We start from the raw sequence: 16709 nt of genomic DNA on the forward strand, positions 1-16709 counted from the left end.
GACGAATTATGGCAATGCAATCTCAAGACATCATTCGTAAATCCGCCACCAATGGCTTCACCCCGGCACCGCGCGCGCGCGATCACCAGGAAGAAGTGGCCAAGCTGATCGATGTCACTACCTGTATCGGCTGCAAAGCCTGCCAGGTGGCCTGTTCTGAATGGAACGATATCCGCGATGAAGTGGGGCACAACGTCGGGGTTTACGATAACCCCGCCGATCTGACCGCCAAATCGTGGACGGTGATGCGCTTCTCGGAAGTTGAGGAGCACGGCAAGCTGGAGTGGCTGATCCGCAAGGATGGCTGCATGCACTGCGCCGATCCGGGTTGCCTGAAGGCGTGCCCATCGGAAGGGGCCATCATCCAGTACGCCAACGGCATCGTCGACTTCCAGTCCGAACACTGCATCGGCTGCGGCTACTGCATCGCCGGTTGCCCGTTCGACGTGCCACGCATGAATGCGGAAGATAACCGGGTGTACAAATGTACCCTGTGCGTCGACCGCGTTGGCGTTGGCCAGGAACCGGCCTGTGTGAAAACCTGTCCGACTGGGGCGATCCACTTCGGCACCAAAGAAGCGATGAAAAATGTCGCGGCGGAACGTGTCGATGAACTGAAAACCCGTGGCTACCAGAATGCCGGTCTGTACGATCCGGCTGGCGTGGGCGGCACCCACGTGATGTACGTACTGCATCACGCCGATAAACCGCAGCTGTATCACGGTTTACCGGATAACCCGACCATCAGCCCGGCGGTGACCTTCTGGAAAGGGGTCTGGAAGCCGTTGGCCGCCATCGGGTTTGCTGCCACCTTTGCGGCCAGTATCTTCCACTACGTCGGCGTGGGGCCAAACCGCGTTGAAGAAGAGGAAGAGCAGGATCCGAAGGACGAGCATCATGATGAGGAGACGCGCAAATGAGGAAGGAAAAGCCAATTCAGCGCTATAGCGCGCCGGAGCGGATTAACCACTGGATTGTGGCGTTCTGCTTTATTTTTGCCGCCGTCAGCGGGCTGGGGTTCCTGTTCCCGTCCTTTAACTGGCTGATGAATATCTTTGGTACACCACAGCTGGCACGCATCCTTCACCCCTTCACCGGGGTGTTGATGTTCGTCGCGTTCCTGCTGATGTTCCTGCGCTACTGGAAGCACAACCTGATCAACCGGGAAGATATCGTCTGGGCGAAAAACATCCACAAAATCGCCATGAATGAGGAAGTGGGTGACACTGGGCGTTATAATTTCGGTCAGAAGTGCGTATTCTGGGCGGCGATCATCAGTCTGGTGCTGTTGCTGGCCAGTGGTATCGTTATCTGGCGGCCATACTTTGCCCCATCCTTCTCCATTCCGCTGATCCGCATCGCGTTGGTGGTGCATTCGTTGGCAGCGGTGGGGTTGATCATCGTGATTATGGTGCACATTTACGCCGCGTTGTGGGTAAAAGGCACCATTACCGCGATGGTGGAAGGTTGGGTGCCGGCTGCCTGGGCCAAGAAGCATCATCCGCGCTGGTACCGTGAGGTCCGCGAGAAACAACAGGAAGACAAACCCAGATGAGTATCCGCATCGTTCCTAAAGAGCAGTTAGGGGCACAGCGTGAAAAGTCTTCAACGGCGGAAACTATTCCGCCGTTACTTTTCGCCAACTTGAAGAGCCTTTATACCCGCCGAGCCGAACGTCTGCAGCAACTGGCCGTAGACCATCCGCTGGGTGACTATCTCAATTTTGCTGCCAGCATTGCGCAAGCGCAGAACAACGCTTGCCACGATAATCCGCTGGAGCTGGATCTCGGTGAAACTCTGACTCAGAGCGCCGCCAGCGGTAAGCCGCCGTTGGACATCAGCGTCTATCCACGCAGCGAACACTGGCACAAGCTGCTGGCATCGCTGATCGCAGAACTGCGCCCGCAGGCACCGGAGCACGTGCTGGCGGTGTTGGATAACCTGGAGAAATCCTCGTCCCATGAGCTGGAGCTGTTGGCCAGCGCCCTGCTGAAAGGCGAGTTTGCCAAAGTAGGCAGTGACAAAGCCCCGTTCCTTTGGGCGGCGCTGTCGTTGTACTGGGCGCAGATGGCCAGCCAGATCCCTGGCAAGGCACGGGCCGAGTACGGCGAGCATCGCCAATTCTGCCCGGTTTGCGGCAGTATCCCGGTTTCCAGCGTGGTGCATCTTGGTACCGTGAACGGCCTGCGCTATCTGCACTGCAACCTGTGCGAGAGCGAATGGCACGTGGTGCGGGTGAAATGCAGCAACTGCGAGCAAACCGGCGATCTCAACTACTGGTCACTGGAAAGTGAGCAGGCGGCCGTGAAAGCGGAAAGCTGTGGCGATTGCGGCACCTACCTGAAGATCCTCTATCAGGAGAAGGACCCGAAGGTCGAGGCGGTGGCTGACGATCTGGCTTCGCTTATCCTCGATGCCAAGATGGAAGAGGAAGGCTTTGCGCGCAGCAGTATCAACCCGTTCCTGTTCCCTGGGGAGTAATTACAGTTGGGCTTATTCGTTCGCCCCTTGCCACTGTAATTGCTCAACTCAAGTCCATCACTTTTGCAGCTCCCTCTCCCTGTGGGAGGGGGCCGCAACGACTTTCGGATTAGACATCTGGCAAACCGGGAAGCGAGTTGCTACCGTTACGTCAAGACGCGTAACGCGAAAGGAAGACATGATGTTGAAGACCCTTGCCAAAGGCGCGGCGCTGGCCGTGCTGCTTACCGGGCTGGTAGCCTGCGATAACCAGGACAGCAAAAAGCCGGAAGTCCCCGCCCCCGCGCCAAAACCGGTTGTGACACAACCCGTAACGCCAGCCCCAGCGCCACCGGTGGAAGAACCCAAGCCCACCCCCGGCCTGAATGTCTCGCTGCAAAAAGGCCAAATCACCTTTGAACTGCCACCGGGTTTCAGCGATCAGACCAAGCTGAGCGGCATCATCAACGACGACAAGTCGACCATTCAGCTGTTCCTCGACAGCAAATCGCGCCAGCGCACCGTCGCTTCGGAAGTGATCCCGCCAGCAGACATGAAGATCAATACCAGCGATGCGATGCTCAAAGAGCTGACGCAAAGTATCATTACCGAACTGTCTGACCGCTATCAGAACATCAAGAAAACCAAAGAAGAGAATTTCACCGTCGGTAAGCAGAAGTTCCATCGTTTGGATACCGAACAGACGGTCAACGGGCAAAAACTGGTTTCCACCATCGTGTTGACGGTGTTCAATAAACGGGTCGTGACGTTGCAGCTGTTAACGCCAGCTAAAACACCGGATCTACATCATGCCCTGGTACAGCGAATTATTGATACCATGCAGGTTAAATAACCTGACTGGTTTAGCTCGGCACGCCAATAAGCCAGTTTGCCGATAACCGGACACTGAAAAATCGAGTGACCATGAGCACTGAATTCCAGCACCTTTACAGCCAGTTACCTGCCATCGACCGCCTGCTGCGCGACCCTGCGATTGAAACCGCCGTCGCCAAACATGGCCAGACGCTTATCAGTGAACTGCTGCGCCAGATGCAGGCGCAGGCGCGTGAAGCCATCAAGACGCAGCAACAGTTGCCCGCCTGGTGTCAGGACTGGCCGCAGGCGCTACATGTCCGCCTGGACCAACAGCAGCGCCCGGCGTTGCAACCCGTGTTTAACCTCAGCGGCACCGTTTTGCACACCAACCTGGGGCGAGCGCTATTGGCGCAACCGGCAGTTGATGCGGTGGTCAGTGCCATGAGCAGTGCCGTGACGTTGGAATATGATTTGGATGGCGCAGGCCGTGGGCATCGCGATCGGGCCATCGCGGACTTGCTCTGCCAGCTCACCGGGGCGGAAGATGCCTGTATCGTCAACAATAACGCGGCGGCGGTGCTATTGATGCTGGCGGCAGTGGCTCCGGGCCAGCAGGTGGTGGTATCACGTGGCGAGCTGGTGGAGATTGGCGGCGCGTTCCGCATCCCGGACGTCATGCGCCAGGCGGGCTGCCAACTGGTGGAGGTCGGCACCACCAACCGTACACATCTGAAAGATTATCGTGCCGCCATCAACGAGCAAACCGGCCTGTTGATGAAGGTACACACCAGTAATTACAGTATTCAAGGGTTTACCGCTGCGGTCGATGAAAGCGAACTGGCAGTGTTGGGCCATGAACACGGCATTCCTGTGGCGACCGATTTGGGCAGTGGCTCGCTGATCGACATGGCGCAATACGGCTTGCCCGCCGAACCGATGCCGCAACGTCTGATTGCCGCAGGTGTCGATCTGGTGACCTTCTCCGGTGATAAACTGCTGGGCGGGCCACAGGCCGGGATTATCGTCGGTAAAAAAGATCTCATCGCCCGTCTGCAACAGCACCCACTCAAGCGCGCCCTGCGCGTAGGCAAAATCACGCTGGCGGCGCTGGAAGCCACGCTGCGGTTGTATCAACAGCCTGAGCTACTGGCAGAACACTTGCCTACCTTGCGCTTACTAACCCGTCCACAGCAACAGATGCAGGAAACTGCCGAACGTTTGCAAAGCCAGTTGGCTCCGCGGTTTGCTGGCCGCTTCGAGTTGCGCAGCGAGCCATGCTGGTCACAGATTGGCAGCGGTTCGTTGCCGGTAGATCGTCTGCCGAGCTACGCGTTGACCTTTGCCCCACTTGATGGACGAGGCGCTACGCTAGAAGGTTTGGCCCAGCAGTGGCGCGGTTTGCCGCAGCCGGTCATTGGCCGTATCAACGACGGCAAGCTGTGGCTCGATCTGCGTTGCCTGGAACAGGAGGGCGCACTGGTTGAGGCGCTGAGCGCATGATTATTGCCACCGCTGGCCATGTCGACCACGGCAAAACCACCCTGCTACAGGCGATCACCGGCATCAATGCCGATCGCCTGCCGGAGGAACAACGCCGTGGCATGACCATCGATCTTGGTTATGCCTATTGGCCGCAGCCAGATGGCCGCGTGCTGGGGTTTATCGACGTTCCCGGCCATGAAAAATTCCTCGCTAATATGCTGGCGGGCATTGGCGGCATCGACCATGCGCTGCTGGTGGTGGCCTGCGACGATGGCGTAATGGCACAAACCCGCGAGCACTTGGCGATCCTGCGCCTGAGCGGTAGAGCGCAGTTGACGGTGGCGCTAACCAAAGCCGACCGTGTGGAGCCTGCACGAGTCGCTGAAGTGCAAACCCAGGTGTTGGCTGAATTGGCGCAGCAGGGCTGGCATGATGTGCCAGTATTTGTTACTGCGGCGGCCATGGGGGAAGGTATTGATGAGCTGCGCCAGCATCTGTTGGCGCTGCAACCCGGTGAGCACTTACTATCACGCCGTTTTCGCTTGGCGGTGGATCGCGCCTTCAGCGTCAAGGGTGCCGGGCTGGTGGTGACAGGGACGGCACTGGGCGGCAGTGTGGCGGTAGGCGATACGCTATGGCTGACCGGTGCGGATGTGCCGGTACGGGTGCGCGGCATGCATGCGCAGAATCAGGCGGCAGAACAGGCGGTTGCCGGACAGCGCATTGCGCTGAATATCAGCGGTGACGTCAGCAAAGATCAGCTAACGCGCGGCGACTGGCTGTTGGCGCAACAACCGCCAGCGGCGGCAGAACGTATTCTGGTGGCGATAGAGGCCGATGTGCCGCTCAAGCACTGGCAGTCGCTGCATATTCACCATGCTGCCAGCCATATCACCGGGCGCATTGCGTTGCTGGCCGACAACCTGGCGGAGCTGATCCTCGATCGCCCGCTGTGGCTGGTGGAAAACGATCGGCTGGTGCTGCGTGATATCAGCGCACGCCAAACGTTGGGGGCTGCCCGCGTGCTGGGGCTCTCCTCGCCGAAACGGGGCAAGCGTCAGCCGGAGTATCTGGCCTGGCTGGCCGCGCTGTCTCAGGCATCCAGCGATGGACAGGTGCTGGATTTGCGTTTGCCGGGTGGCGCACTGGATTTGGCCGCGTTTGCCTGGGCGCGACAACTGACGGATGAGGGCCTGCAGGAACTGCTGGCGGGTTATGCCCTGATGATCTCTGGCGAGATGGCGTTGGCCCCGGCCAATGTGCAGGCGCATGAGCAGCGCCTGTTACAGGTGTTGGCCGAATACCATCAGCAACATGCCGATCAGCTAGGCCTGGGGCGCGCTCGTCTGCGCCGTATGGCGTTACCGGCGCTGCATGAGCCGCTGGTATTTATGATGATCGATCGGCTGCTGGCGGCGGGTTTGCTGCGTAATACGCGCGGCTGGCTGCATCTGCCAGACCACGGTTTGGCATTCAGCAGCGAGCAACAGGCGCTGTGGAGCCGCATTGAGCCGCTGTTTGGTGAAGAGCCCTGGTGGGTGCGCGATCTGGCCGCCTCGTTGGGCGAAGAGGAAAACAGCGTTCGCGCCGCGTTGCGCAAAGCGGCACAGCTTGGCTACGTCACCGCCGTGGTGGTCGATCGCTACTACCTCAGCCAGCGTATCGAACAGTTTGCCGCGATGATCCGCGAGCTGGACGCCACGCAAGGCAGCACCAATGCCGGTGATTTCCGCGATCGGCTGGGGGTTGGCCGCAAGCTGGCGATCCAGGTGCTGGAATTTTTCGATCGCAGCGGCTTTACCCGGCGTAAGGGGAACCAGCATCTGCTGCGGGATCGCGGGCTGTTTGGCGGTTGAAATTATGGGTGCATATTGTTGCACCCAGTTTAAAAGATTGTGACACCCCTCATGCGTTTGAGCATTGTTTCGCCATTTCTCCTCATAAACCCCTATCATTCCGGCTAGAGATAGTTCACCGCTTCTTAAGTTTGAACACCGGATCTGCGGCCATGGTGCCGTGAACCTGCTTACCGTCTGCGGGCGGTAAGGTTGCAGCCTCGTTAAAAGGAGATACTAATGGCGAATACTACTACGGCAAGTCACCTCACGCCTGAAAACACCGGGTTTCCTCTCAAACTGAAAAAACGTTACGACAACTTTATCGGTGGTGCCTGGGTGGCGCCGGTACAGGGCGAGTATTACACCAACCTGACGCCGATCACCGGCCAGACGCTGTGCGAAGTGGCCAGCTCCTCCTTCCAGGATATCGAGTTGGCGCTGGATGCGGCCCACGATGCCAAAGGGGCATGGGGGAAAATGTCGGTGCAGGTGCGCGCCAACCTGCTTAACCGGGTCGCCGATCGCATGGAGCAGAATATCGATCTGCTGGCGGCGGCAGAAACCTGGGATAACGGCAAACCGATCCGCGAAACCGTTAATGCCGACGTTCCGTTAGCTATCGACCATTTCCGCTACTTTGCTGCCTGCGTACGAGCGCAAGAGGGCGGCATCAGCGAGATCGACTCCGAAACCGTCGCCTATCACTTCCACGAACCGCTGGGCGTGGTGGCACAAATCATTCCGTGGAACTTCCCGCTGCTGATGGCCTGCTGGAAGATGGCTCCGGCGCTGGCGGCGGGTAACTGCATTGTGTTGAAACCGGCCAAGCTGACGCCACTATCGGTGCTGGTGCTGATGGAACTGATCCAGGACATCCTGCCGCCAGGGGTGATCAACGTGGTCAACGGCGCAGGCGGTGAAATCGGGGAATATCTGGCGACCTCGAAGCGTATCGCCAAAGTGGCCTTTACCGGTTCGACCGAGGTGGGCCGCCAAATCATGGGCTACGCCACCCAGAACATCATTCCGGTGACGCTGGAACTGGGCGGCAAGTCACCCAACATCTTCTTTGCCGACGTGATGGACAAAGAGGATTCGTTCTTCGACAAGGCGCTGGAAGGCTTTGCGCTGTTTGCCTTTAACCAGGGGGAAGTCTGTACCTGCCCGAGCCGGGCGCTGGTGCAGGAATCGATCTACGAGCGCTTTATGGAGCGGGCGATCAAACGGGTGGAGAGCATCCGTAGCGGCAACCCGCTGGACGCCAGCACCCAAATGGGGGCGCAGGTCTCCGAAGGGCAGATGAAGACCATCCTTAACTACATCGAGATCGGCAAGCAGGAAGGGGCCAAGGTGCTGACCGGTGGCCGACGCAAGGCGCTGGATGGCGGGTTGGCGCAAGGGTACTACATGGAGCCCACCATACTGTTCGGCAAGAACAGCATGCGGGTATTCCAGGAAGAGATTTTCGGCCCGGTGCTGGCGGTGACCACCTTCAAAGACATGGATGAAGCGCTGGCGCTGGCTAATGATACCGATTTTGGCCTCGGAGCCGGGGTGTGGAGCCGCAACGGTAACATTGCTTACCAGATGGGGCGCAACATTCAGGCGGGCCGCGTCTGGACCAACTGCTACCATGCCTACCCGGCACATGCGGCGTTCGGCGGCTACAAACAGTCGGGGATCGGGCGGGAAACCCATAAGATGATGTTGGAGCACTATCAGCAGACCAAGTGCCTGCTGGTGAGCTACTCCGAAAAACCGATGGGGCTGTTCTAAACCCTCACACCAGTCCTCTCCCTTTGGGAGAGGACTGGTTAACCATTACACTGTGGCACTCGGTGCGGGAGTGGCGCCACCACGGTGTTTGCTGAGGAACAGCGCCGTCAGCATCAGCCAGCACAGGCCACTGACCAGATTGAACAGGCTAAATAACCCGTTACCGCCCCAGACATAGGCCACCTTGGCCAGCTCGATCCCGATGGTGAATACCGACATACTCAGCATGCCCATCACGGCCGAAACGGCACCTTTGCTCACGTTGCTGGAAAACAGCGTCAGGCGATACAGACCGGCGTTCGCCAAACCAATGCCGTAAGCATAAAGGCTCAGCCCGGCGGTCATCCACAGATAGGCGTGGGCGGAAAATACCGTGGCCAGCGCGGCGAGCAGCAGGCCCAGTAGCATCGGCCATGCGCCCAGCTTGATCGGGCGTTCAATACTGAGTTTGCCAGTCACGCGGGCCAGCGTCAGGTTGCCGAGGATCAGCGCGCCAAACACCGGGATCTGCAACAGGCCATAGTCCAGCGCCGAGAGCGACTCACCCTTAATCAGGATCACCGGAGACTGGGCAATCCAGGCCAACAGCGGCAGGCTGGCAAAGCCGATAGCCAATGAACCACAGATAAAGCGCCGATTGACCAGCACCTGGCGATAGTCCCGCCACAGGTTGGCCGCCGAGAAGGCTTCCCCTTGTAGCGTGGCGGTTTCAGGCATGGCTTTCCACAGACCAACAAAGGCAATGGCGGCCAGCGCGGCAAACAGCACAAACATGCTCTGCCAGGAGGCTACGTGAACCCAGGCGGCCCCGGCCAACGGCCCCAGCAGCGGGGCGATCAACGCCACGTTAGCCATCAGCGCGGTGATTTTGATACATGTCGCCTCTTCAAACGACTCCTGAATGGTGGCATAGCCCACCGCGCCGATAAAGCACAGGCCGATCCCTTGCAGGAAGCGCATCACGATAAACTGCTCGATATTGGTGACCAGCAGAATGGCCAGGCAGGTGACGATAAAGAACAGCACCCCGGCCAGCATCACCGGGCGGCGGCCACGGCGATCTGACAGCGGGCCAAGCAGCCACTGCAGGAAAATGCCGCCAGCCAGATAGGCGGTCATTGAGGTGGGCACCCATTCCACACCGGCGTTGAAGTCGGCCACGACCGCCAGCATACCGGGCTGGATCATATCGTTGGCGATATAGGTCGCAAATTCGAACAGCACCAGACAAAGTGGGAATAAAAGCGCCTGTCGGCCTAAAAGTGCCGCAGGGGGTAATGATGTTTTCATTTTTATTTTACTGATAGTAAAGAAGAAATAAGGAACTGTCAGGGCGGGGGTGCGCAAACTGAGCGAGTTGTGGCGGCTATTTTGCCGCCAATTGTTCACCTTGGCAATCATAAGGTGATTTTGAGGCTCATTCTTAATAGTGCGTTTAAGCGTTGTGCTGCACTCCCCTGAGCTATAACCTCTTATTAACATTTCTCTATGACAGAATTATAGGCAACCGACGGGCAGCAATGAGCAATAAAATTGGTTGGATAGATAACTTGCGTGCGCTGGCGTGCATGATGGTGGTGATGATCCACGCGACCACCTACTACGTCGCTAACGGTGTGGCAGTGGGTGAACATAACTGGGATATGGCTAACGTATTGAACTCGATTTCACGGGCTGCGGTGCCGCTATTCTTTATGATTTCCGGCTTTCTGTTTTTTGGGGAGCGCAGTGCCAACCAAAAACACTTTATCCGCATTACCTGCTGTATTTTGTTCTACAGCGCCATTGCCCTGATTTATATTGCCTGTTTTACCCGCATCGGCTTTTGGCCCTCGTTACGCGCCATCCTGCAAAAGCCGGTGTTTTATCACCTGTGGTTCTTTTACGCCATTGCGGTGGTCTACCTGCTTTCGCCGCTGATCAGCGTCAAACCGGTCTCTGGCCTCTATCTGGCCGGGGTAATTGTCATTCTGGCGATTATCGCCAACCCGAATACCAGCAAGCTGACCCTGGATAACGTGCATCTGCTGCCGGTGAACCTGTACATCTATGGCGATACCTTCTATTACCTGCTGTATGCCCTGGCAGGGCGAGCGATCGGCATGATGGCTACCCAACGGCGCGGTATGAGCCTGTTGGCAGTGCTGTGCTTTGTCGCTAGCGTGGTACTGATTATCCGTGGTACCAAAAGCCAGATGTTTATCAACGGCAGCTTCGCCGATACGTTTTATATGTATACCGGCCCCTTGGTATTTGTGGCGGCGGTCTCGCTGCTGGTGTGGTGCAAAAACTGCCTGCCGAATCCAATCGGCTGGTTAGGCGTGATCTCCCGTCATTCGCTGGCGATCTACGGTTTTCACGCCCTGATCGTTAACGTGATGCGTAACCGCCACTGGGAGTTTCCGGCCTACCCGCTGCTGGATATCTTCTGGGTGTTTGGCATGGCGCTTGGCGTGAGCCTGCTGCTGTCGATGGGGTTACAGAAAGTCGATACCCGGCGGCTGGTGTCTTAAGCCTGCCAGCGCTGCTGTGCCCGCCGCAGTTGGCGGCCAGAGGAGAAGCCTGCGGTTAGCGCGGCCTTTTCCAGACCGTAGCCCTGTTGCAGCCGTTGCTGTGCGACCGCCAGCCGCAGCTGTTCATGATATTCCCGTACGCTGAGGCCGATATGCAGGCGGAACAGCCGTGCCAGATGGCGGCTGCTGACGTGGGCTTTCTCCGCCACCTGGGGGACCGACCATTCGGCCTCTGGCTCGGCGGCCATGACATCCTGCGCCCGGTGCACGGCAGGATGCAGATGATTTCGATAGCGTAGCCACGGGGAAAGCTGCGGATCGTCGCCGGAGCGGCGGAAATAAACCACCATCTCACGGGCAATCTCCAACGCGCGGTCAGCCCCACAGTGTTGATTGACCAGGTGCAGGGCCAGATCGATACCGGCGGTGATACCCGCGCTGGTAAACACCCCACGATCCTCAACGAAAATACGGTTTTCCTTCACCTGCGCGGCCGGCGCCTGCTGGCGCAGACGGTCGAGCACGGCGTGGTGAGTGGTGCAGTGATAGCCGTCGAGCAAGCCTGCCTGGGCGGCCAATAGCGCACCGGAACAGACGCAAACCAGGTCAATCTGCCGCTGGGCCAAAGCCGGGCGCAAGACCCGGAGCCAATTGCGTGCCAGAGCCGCTTCCTCGCTAGCAAAGTAATGCGTTGAGTCCGCCACCCCCGGTATCACCAGAATATCCCCTTCGTTCCACTGTTGCGGTAAGGGGGCCAACTGGCCGATCGTCATGCCGATGGAACAGGTAATCTGCGGCACCGGGCTGACATAGTGCAGTTGGAACTGCCCGGTAAGCCGCAATACCTCAGCCGGGCCGCTGACATCCAGTAACAGCACGTTGGGGAGCATCAGAAAGTAAACGGCCTTGGGCATGATTATTCCTGTGAAAGTTGTGTCAATGCTTCATCGACGCTGGCAATGGTGGCAAAGCGGTCGACCAGCACGGTTTCAGTATGCCGCTTTAGCTGCTCGGGGGTAAAGAGGCTGCCGTCCGGGTGATGCATCGGGAAAGTGAGCGTCGCTTCGGTCACAAACGTCACTTTATAGCCTAGATCCGAGGCGACGCGGGTGGTGGTTTCACAGCATTGCTCGGTGCGAATGCCGCTGATAATCAGATGGTCGATCTGGCGTTCACGTAGCCAGGCATCCAGGCCAGATTCGGTCAGCGCATTGTGTACTCGCTTTTGCACCGTAACGTCAGCCTGATGGCTCAGAAACGGCAGGCGTTTCACGTAGCCAGACGCCAAAGAGAACGGCCCCTCAGGCGAGACATGGAACACGTCGACCAGCGGCACCCCTTGTTGCTGGCAACCCGCGATCAGGCGTGTCAGCGCCTGTTGAAATGCAGGCAGATCGTCTTCCTGCCAGAACGGGCGGTGTTGAAAGGATTGTTGAACATCGATGATCAATAGTGCGCTATGTGACATTTTCGGCCCTCCTAAATTTGGTGTAACACCATACTGTTCCAGTAGTCAGTCTGAAAGAAGGCCAAAAACGGCCATCATGATGGCAACAACGGACCAACGTTGAAGGGAGGTAAACCCCTCATCGATTGAGAGGGGTTATGTGCAGTTAGGGAGGGGTTACATCAGCGGCTGCAGGCAGCGGTAAAGCTCGCGGAAGGTGTTGCGTTGGGCGGTGTAATATTGATGCCGTTCGGTATCCGGCTCATGCACCTGCTCTAACGGCAATTCGGGCAGTAGGGTGCTCAATGACACGCCAGGGTTCAGCGCAATCTGTGCCAGACGCGCGGCGCCTAATGCCGGGCCAACGTCACCACCGGTGCGGTATTCCAGCCGCTGGCCGCTGATATCCGCCAGCATCTGGCGCCAGAACGGGCTGCGTGCGCCGCCGCCAATCAAGGTGATAGCCGTGGGTTGCAGGCCGCTGGCATGCAGCACGTCCATGCCATCTGCCAGTGCATAACCCACCCCTTCCAGCACCGCTCGTGCGAGATCGTTCGGCCCATGTTGATGAGTGAAGCCCCAGAAGGCCCCTTTGGCATTCGGGTTGTTGTGCGGCGTACGTTCGCCGGAAAGATAGGGCAAGAACCACAGCGGCGTTTCAGCAGGAGCAGCCTGCTCAACGTTACGCAGCAGGGTGGCAACGCTGTCGACATTGGTTAACTGGCAGGCCCAGTCCAGGCAGGACGCCGCGCTGAGCATCACCGACATCAGGTGCCAGGTCTGCGGCAGCGCATGGCAGAAGCTGTGTACCGCGCTGGCCGGGTTACTGAGGAAGCCGTCGCTGACGGCGAAGTAGACGCCAGAGGTTCCCAGTGACAGCATCGCCTGCCCGGCCTGATACAGCCCGACGCCGATCGCTCCGGCGGCATTGTCACCCCCGCCAGCCACCACCGGCACCGGTGCCATCCCCCAACGTTGGGCCAGCTCGCTATGCACTTGCCCGGTGATCTGGTTGCCCTCAAACAGCGCAGGCATTTGCTCACGCGTCAGCTCGCAGGCATCAAGCATGGCATCGCTCCAGTCACGTTTGGCGACGTTCAGCCACATTGTCCCTGCGGCATCGGACATATCGCTGGCAAACTCGCCGGTGATGCACCAGCGCAGGTAATCCTTCGGTAATAACACCTTATCTATCTGACGAAAAATCTGTGGTTCGTGCTCCTTGACCCACAATAGCTTGGGGGCGGTGAAGCCGGGCATCATCAGATTGCCGGTGATTTCCCGTGAGCTAGGTACGGTTTGTTCCAGTGCCTGGCATTGCGCAAAGCTGCGGCCATCGTTCCACAGGATGGCCGGGCGCAATACCCGTTGCTGTTTATCCAGTAACGTTGCGCCATGCATTTGCCCGGTCAGGCCAATGGCTTTGACCTGTTGCAGGCTATGCTGTTTAGCTAATGCCAACATGGCGCGGTCGGTGGCCTGCCACCAATCTTGCGGGTCTTGTTCAGACCATAGGGGATGGGGGCGCGAGATGGGCAGAGGTTCGCTCTGGCTGGCCAGCAGTTGGCCTTGCTCGCCTAGCAGAATGACTTTCACGCCGGAAGTACCGAGATCGATTCCAATATACATGAGCACGGATCCTTTGAAGCGCGATGAGATGACCCACCGCGCTGTAGAGAGTTAGCCGAAGAGGTAGCGGTTGACCAGGTTCTCCAGCTTTTCCTGATGCCCACTGGCATGTTGTGGTGCCAGCACCTGTTGCTCGGCGTGCTGTGCCAGTGCTTCGAGCGACAGTTTCCCTTGCAGGATCTGTTGGCCCAGCTCACCGTTCCAACCGGCATAGCGTTTGGCAACCTGCTGATGTAGCTGACCATCTTCGATCATGCGGGCGGCCACTTTCAGCGCCAGCGCCATGGTGTCCATCGCGCCGATATGGCCGTAGAACAGATCATATTTGTCGGTACTTTGGCGGCGTACCTTCGAGTCAAAGTTCAGCCCGCCGGTAGTGAAGCCGCCGGCCTTGAGGATTTCGAACATCACCAGCGCGTTTTCTTCCACGCTGTTCGGGAACTGATCGGTATCCCAACCTAGCTGTGGATCGCCCCGGTTGGCATCGACCGAGCCGAAAATCCCCAGCGCGATGGCGGTGGCGATCTCATGGTGGAACGAATGCCCGGCCAGCGTGGCGTGGTTGGCCTCGATGTTCACCTTGATCTCTTTTTCCAGGCCGAACTGTTTAAGGAAACCGTAAACGGTGGCGACGTCGTAATCGTACTGATGCTTGGTCGGCTCCTGGGGTTTGGGCTCGATCAGCAGCGTACCCTGGAAGCCGATCTTATGTTTGTGCTCAACCACCATCTGCATAAAGCGGCCAATCTGTTCACGCTCCTGACGCAGATCGGTATTGAGCAGGGTTTCATAGCCTTCACGCCCGCCCCACAGCACATAGTTTTCACCGCCCAGCTTGTGGGTGGCATTCATGGCCGTGAACACCTGAGTTGCTGCCCAACTGAAGACTTCCGGATCCGGGTTGGTCGCCGCCCCGGCACCGTAACGTGGATGGGTGAAACAGTTGGCGGTACCCCACAGCAGCTTCACGCCGCTGCTTTGCTGTTTCTCTGCCAGCACGTCGGTCATGACCGCAAAGTTGTTCAGATACTCTTTTAGCGTGGCCCCTTCCGGTGATACGTCGATATCGTGGAAGCAGTAGTAAGGCACGTTCAGCTTATGGAAAAACTCGAACGCCACATCGGCCTTGCGTTTGGCCAGCTCCAGCGCTTCACCCGGCTGTTGCCAGGGACGATCGAAAGCCCCGATGCCGAACATGTCTGCCCCGTTCCAGCAGAAGGTGTGCCAGTAGCAGGCGGCGAAGCGCAGGTGGTCGGCCATACGCTTGCCGAGGATGATTTCATCGGGGTTGTAGTGGCGGAAAGCCAACGGGTTATTGCTGCTGGTGCCTTCGTAACGAACCTGTTCTAGCTGATCAAAATAGGATTGCATGAGTGACTCCTTGGTAACGGTGCCCGGCGTAAGGGATGCGGGATGCGCTCATCTTCGGAGTAAGTGGCGGAATGCTCAATTACGTTATTTCACACTTAAATTCACAGAATTATTAAATGTGCGCGGGATCTCATAATTCAACGAAGGGCCTGTTTTGCTGGTCTCGGGATATTTCACAGGTTTAAAACATGACCGCCATCATAAAATCAACATTAAACTAAAAACCGTAATTCACTGGTGAAAATCTGTAATTGCTGAATATCGCATAAGCGACAACAATCCACGGGAAGTTTCGTGTTTTATCTCGTCACCTTTCAATTTTGCCGTTTGAAAGCGTATGGATAACTATTTCCCTACACAACTCAAGGGTTATAAAATGAAATTCAAACCACTCTTGCTTTCTGCTTGCGCACTGCTGCTACTGGCCAGCCAACCGGGCTACAGCCAACAGATTAAAATCGGTATGGCCATCGACGACCTGCGTCTGGAGCGTTGGCAAAAAGACCGCGATATTTTTGTCAAGAAAGCCAACGCCCTGGGGGCCGATGTGTTTGTTCAGTCGGCCAACGGCAATGAAGAAACCCAAATGGCGCAGATCGAGAATATGATCAACCGCGGCGTCGATGTCCTGGTGATCATCCCTTATAACGGCCAAGTGCTGAGCAACGTGATCAGCGAGGCGAAGCGCGAAGGCATCAAGGTCCTGGCTTATGACCGCATGATCAACAATGCCGATATCGATTTCTACATCTCGTTTGATAATGAGAAAGTGGGTGAGATGCAGGCGGAAAGCCTGGTGCAGCGCGTGCCGCAGGGCAACTATTTCCTGATGGGCGGCTCGCCGGTGGACAATAACGCCAAGCTGTTCCGCAAGGGGCAGATGACCGTGCTACAACCGCTGATCGACAGCGGCAAGATCAAGGTAGTGGGCGATCAGTGGGCCGACGGGTGGCTGCCGGAAAACGCGCTGAAGATTATGGAAAACGCCCTGACGGCCAACAATAACCAGATCGATGCGGTAGTGGCCTCCAACGATGCCACCGCGGGTGGAGCCATTCAGGCACTGGCTGCGCAAGGGTTGGCGGGGAAGGTGGCGATTTCTGGCCAGGACGCCGATCTGGCGGCGGTAAAACGCATCGTGGCGGGCACCCAGACCATGACGGTCTATAAACCGATCAGCAAACTGGCCGACGAAGCGGCGGATATCGCCGTGCAACTGGGCAAAGGGGAACAACCCAAGTCCAACGCCAAATTAAATAATGGCAGTAAAGAGGTTTCGGCCTGGCTATTAACCCCAGTACAGGTGGATAAAACGAATATCGAGAGTACGGTTATTGCCGATGGTTTCCATAAGCAATCGGACCTTAATTAATGGCA

Annotated in this window: 14 protein-coding genes; 9 read left to right on the top strand and 5 right to left on the bottom strand. The window is 57.7% G+C overall.

Translation table 11 applies throughout. The features are described 5' to 3' along the window. Positions 1-8 precede the first annotated feature (8 nt). The 7 genes from fdxH (at position 9) to JHD74_RS17345 (ending at position 8372) form a co-directional block, all read left to right on the top strand. A complete protein-coding gene (fdxH, locus tag JHD74_RS17315; RefSeq protein WP_021807291.1) occupies positions 9-920 on the top strand; it encodes a formate dehydrogenase subunit beta in 912 nt (303 codons plus the stop codon). After that, positions 917-1555 carry a formate dehydrogenase cytochrome b556 subunit gene (gene fdoI / locus JHD74_RS17320; RefSeq protein WP_024527318.1) on the top strand — a complete coding sequence of 213 codons (639 nt, stop codon included), beginning with the start codon at positions 917-919 and terminating at the stop codon, positions 1553-1555. Before fdxH ends, fdoI begins: the two co-directional genes overlap by 4 nt. Next, positions 1552-2481 (top strand): formate dehydrogenase accessory protein FdhE, encoded by a 930-nt coding sequence (gene fdhE, locus JHD74_RS17325; RefSeq protein ID WP_024527317.1) that lies wholly within the window; start codon positions 1552-1554, stop codon positions 2479-2481. Before fdoI ends, fdhE begins: the two co-directional genes overlap by 4 nt. Positions 2482-2662: 181 nt before the next feature. Then, the gene (locus tag JHD74_RS17330) at positions 2663-3313 is read left to right on the top strand and encodes a DcrB-related protein (protein ID WP_024527316.1); all 651 of its coding nucleotides are present in this window, start codon (positions 2663-2665) and stop codon (positions 3311-3313) included. A 71-nt stretch (positions 3314-3384) separates the two neighbouring features. Further along, entirely contained in the window at positions 3385-4776 is a 1392-nt protein-coding gene (gene selA, locus JHD74_RS17335; protein ID WP_024527315.1) for an L-seryl-tRNA(Sec) selenium transferase, read from the top strand. After that, a complete protein-coding gene (gene selB / locus JHD74_RS17340; RefSeq protein WP_024527314.1) occupies positions 4773-6614 on the top strand; it encodes a selenocysteine-specific translation elongation factor in 1842 nt (613 codons plus the stop codon). The genes selA and selB overlap by 4 nt, the downstream gene beginning before the upstream one ends. Positions 6615-6833: 219 nt before the next feature. Next, entirely contained in the window at positions 6834-8372 is a 1539-nt protein-coding gene (locus JHD74_RS17345) for an aldehyde dehydrogenase family protein (RefSeq protein ID WP_024527313.1), read from the top strand. A gap of 45 nt (positions 8373-8417) precedes the next feature. Here JHD74_RS17345 and JHD74_RS17350 read toward each other — a convergent pair whose 3' ends face one another. Continuing rightward, positions 8418-9662, bottom strand: a complete 1245-nt coding sequence (locus JHD74_RS17350) for an MFS transporter (protein WP_024527312.1) — start codon at positions 9660-9662, stop codon at positions 8418-8420. A gap of 230 nt (positions 9663-9892) precedes the next feature. Between JHD74_RS17350 and JHD74_RS17355 the strand changes: the two genes are divergently transcribed. Then, positions 9893-10885, top strand: a complete 993-nt coding sequence (locus JHD74_RS17355; RefSeq protein WP_199063171.1) for an acyltransferase — start codon at positions 9893-9895, stop codon at positions 10883-10885. Here the strand turns inward: JHD74_RS17355 and JHD74_RS17360 are convergent. The 4 genes from JHD74_RS17360 to xylA all read right to left on the bottom strand — a co-directional run bounded on the left by JHD74_RS17360 (position 10882) and on the right by xylA (position 15332). After that, positions 10882-11799, bottom strand: a complete 918-nt coding sequence (locus JHD74_RS17360) for a GlxA family transcriptional regulator (protein ID WP_024527311.1) — start codon at positions 11797-11799, stop codon at positions 10882-10884. The two genes, JHD74_RS17355 and JHD74_RS17360, sit on opposite strands and share 4 nt — an antisense overlap. A 2-nt stretch (positions 11800-11801) precedes the next feature. Continuing rightward, on the bottom strand, positions 11802-12353 hold the full coding sequence (locus JHD74_RS17365) for a cysteine hydrolase family protein (RefSeq protein ID WP_199063172.1): 552 nt from the start codon (positions 12351-12353) through the stop codon (positions 11802-11804). A 156-nt stretch (positions 12354-12509) separates the two neighbouring features. Continuing rightward, positions 12510-13961 (bottom strand): xylulokinase, encoded by a 1452-nt coding sequence (gene xylB, locus JHD74_RS17370; RefSeq protein WP_199063173.1) that lies wholly within the window; start codon positions 13959-13961, stop codon positions 12510-12512. Positions 13962-14012: 51 nt separating this feature from the next. Continuing rightward, positions 14013-15332, bottom strand: a complete 1320-nt coding sequence (xylA, locus tag JHD74_RS17375; RefSeq protein WP_074030879.1) for a xylose isomerase — start codon at positions 15330-15332, stop codon at positions 14013-14015. A gap of 376 nt (positions 15333-15708) precedes the next feature. On the opposite strand from xylA, the gene xylF reads away from it, so the two are divergent. Beyond that, positions 15709-16704 carry a D-xylose ABC transporter substrate-binding protein gene (xylF, locus tag JHD74_RS17380; protein WP_024527307.1) on the top strand — a complete coding sequence of 332 codons (996 nt, stop codon included), beginning with the start codon at positions 15709-15711 and terminating at the stop codon, positions 16702-16704. The last annotated feature ends 5 nt before the right edge of the window (positions 16705-16709 follow it).

Origin of the sequence: Serratia sp. ASV30 (genome assembly GCF_016428815.1) — a bacterium.
In the GTDB taxonomy this organism is placed as follows: domain Bacteria; phylum Pseudomonadota; class Gammaproteobacteria; order Enterobacterales; family Enterobacteriaceae; genus Chania; species Chania fonticola_C.

Coding starts and splice junctions, on each gene's coding strand:
- selB (WP_024527314.1), top strand. CDS start 4,773: ATGATTATTGCCACCGCTGGCCATGTCGACCACGGCAAAACCACCCTG.
- JHD74_RS17345 (WP_024527313.1), top strand. CDS start 6,834: ATGGCGAATACTACTACGGCAAGTCACCTCACGCCTGAAAACACCGGG.
- xylA (WP_074030879.1), bottom strand. CDS start 15,332: ATGCAATCCTATTTTGATCAGCTAGAACAGGTTCGTTACGAAGGCACC.
- selA (WP_024527315.1), top strand. CDS start 3,385: ATGAGCACTGAATTCCAGCACCTTTACAGCCAGTTACCTGCCATCGAC.
- xylF (WP_024527307.1), top strand. CDS start 15,709: ATGAAATTCAAACCACTCTTGCTTTCTGCTTGCGCACTGCTGCTACTG.
- JHD74_RS17355 (WP_199063171.1), top strand. CDS start 9,893: ATGAGCAATAAAATTGGTTGGATAGATAACTTGCGTGCGCTGGCGTGC.
- JHD74_RS17350 (WP_024527312.1), bottom strand. CDS start 9,662: ATGAAAACATCATTACCCCCTGCGGCACTTTTAGGCCGACAGGCGCTT.
- JHD74_RS17360 (WP_024527311.1), bottom strand. CDS start 11,799: ATGCCCAAGGCCGTTTACTTTCTGATGCTCCCCAACGTGCTGTTACTG.
- fdhE (WP_024527317.1), top strand. CDS start 1,552: ATGAGTATCCGCATCGTTCCTAAAGAGCAGTTAGGGGCACAGCGTGAA.
- xylB (WP_199063173.1), bottom strand. CDS start 13,961: ATGTATATTGGAATCGATCTCGGTACTTCCGGCGTGAAAGTCATTCTG.
- fdoI (WP_024527318.1), top strand. CDS start 917: ATGAGGAAGGAAAAGCCAATTCAGCGCTATAGCGCGCCGGAGCGGATT.
- JHD74_RS17330 (WP_024527316.1), top strand. CDS start 2,663: ATGTTGAAGACCCTTGCCAAAGGCGCGGCGCTGGCCGTGCTGCTTACC.
- JHD74_RS17365 (WP_199063172.1), bottom strand. CDS start 12,353: ATGTCACATAGCGCACTATTGATCATCGATGTTCAACAATCCTTTCAA.
- fdxH (WP_021807291.1), top strand. CDS start 9: ATGGCAATGCAATCTCAAGACATCATTCGTAAATCCGCCACCAATGGC.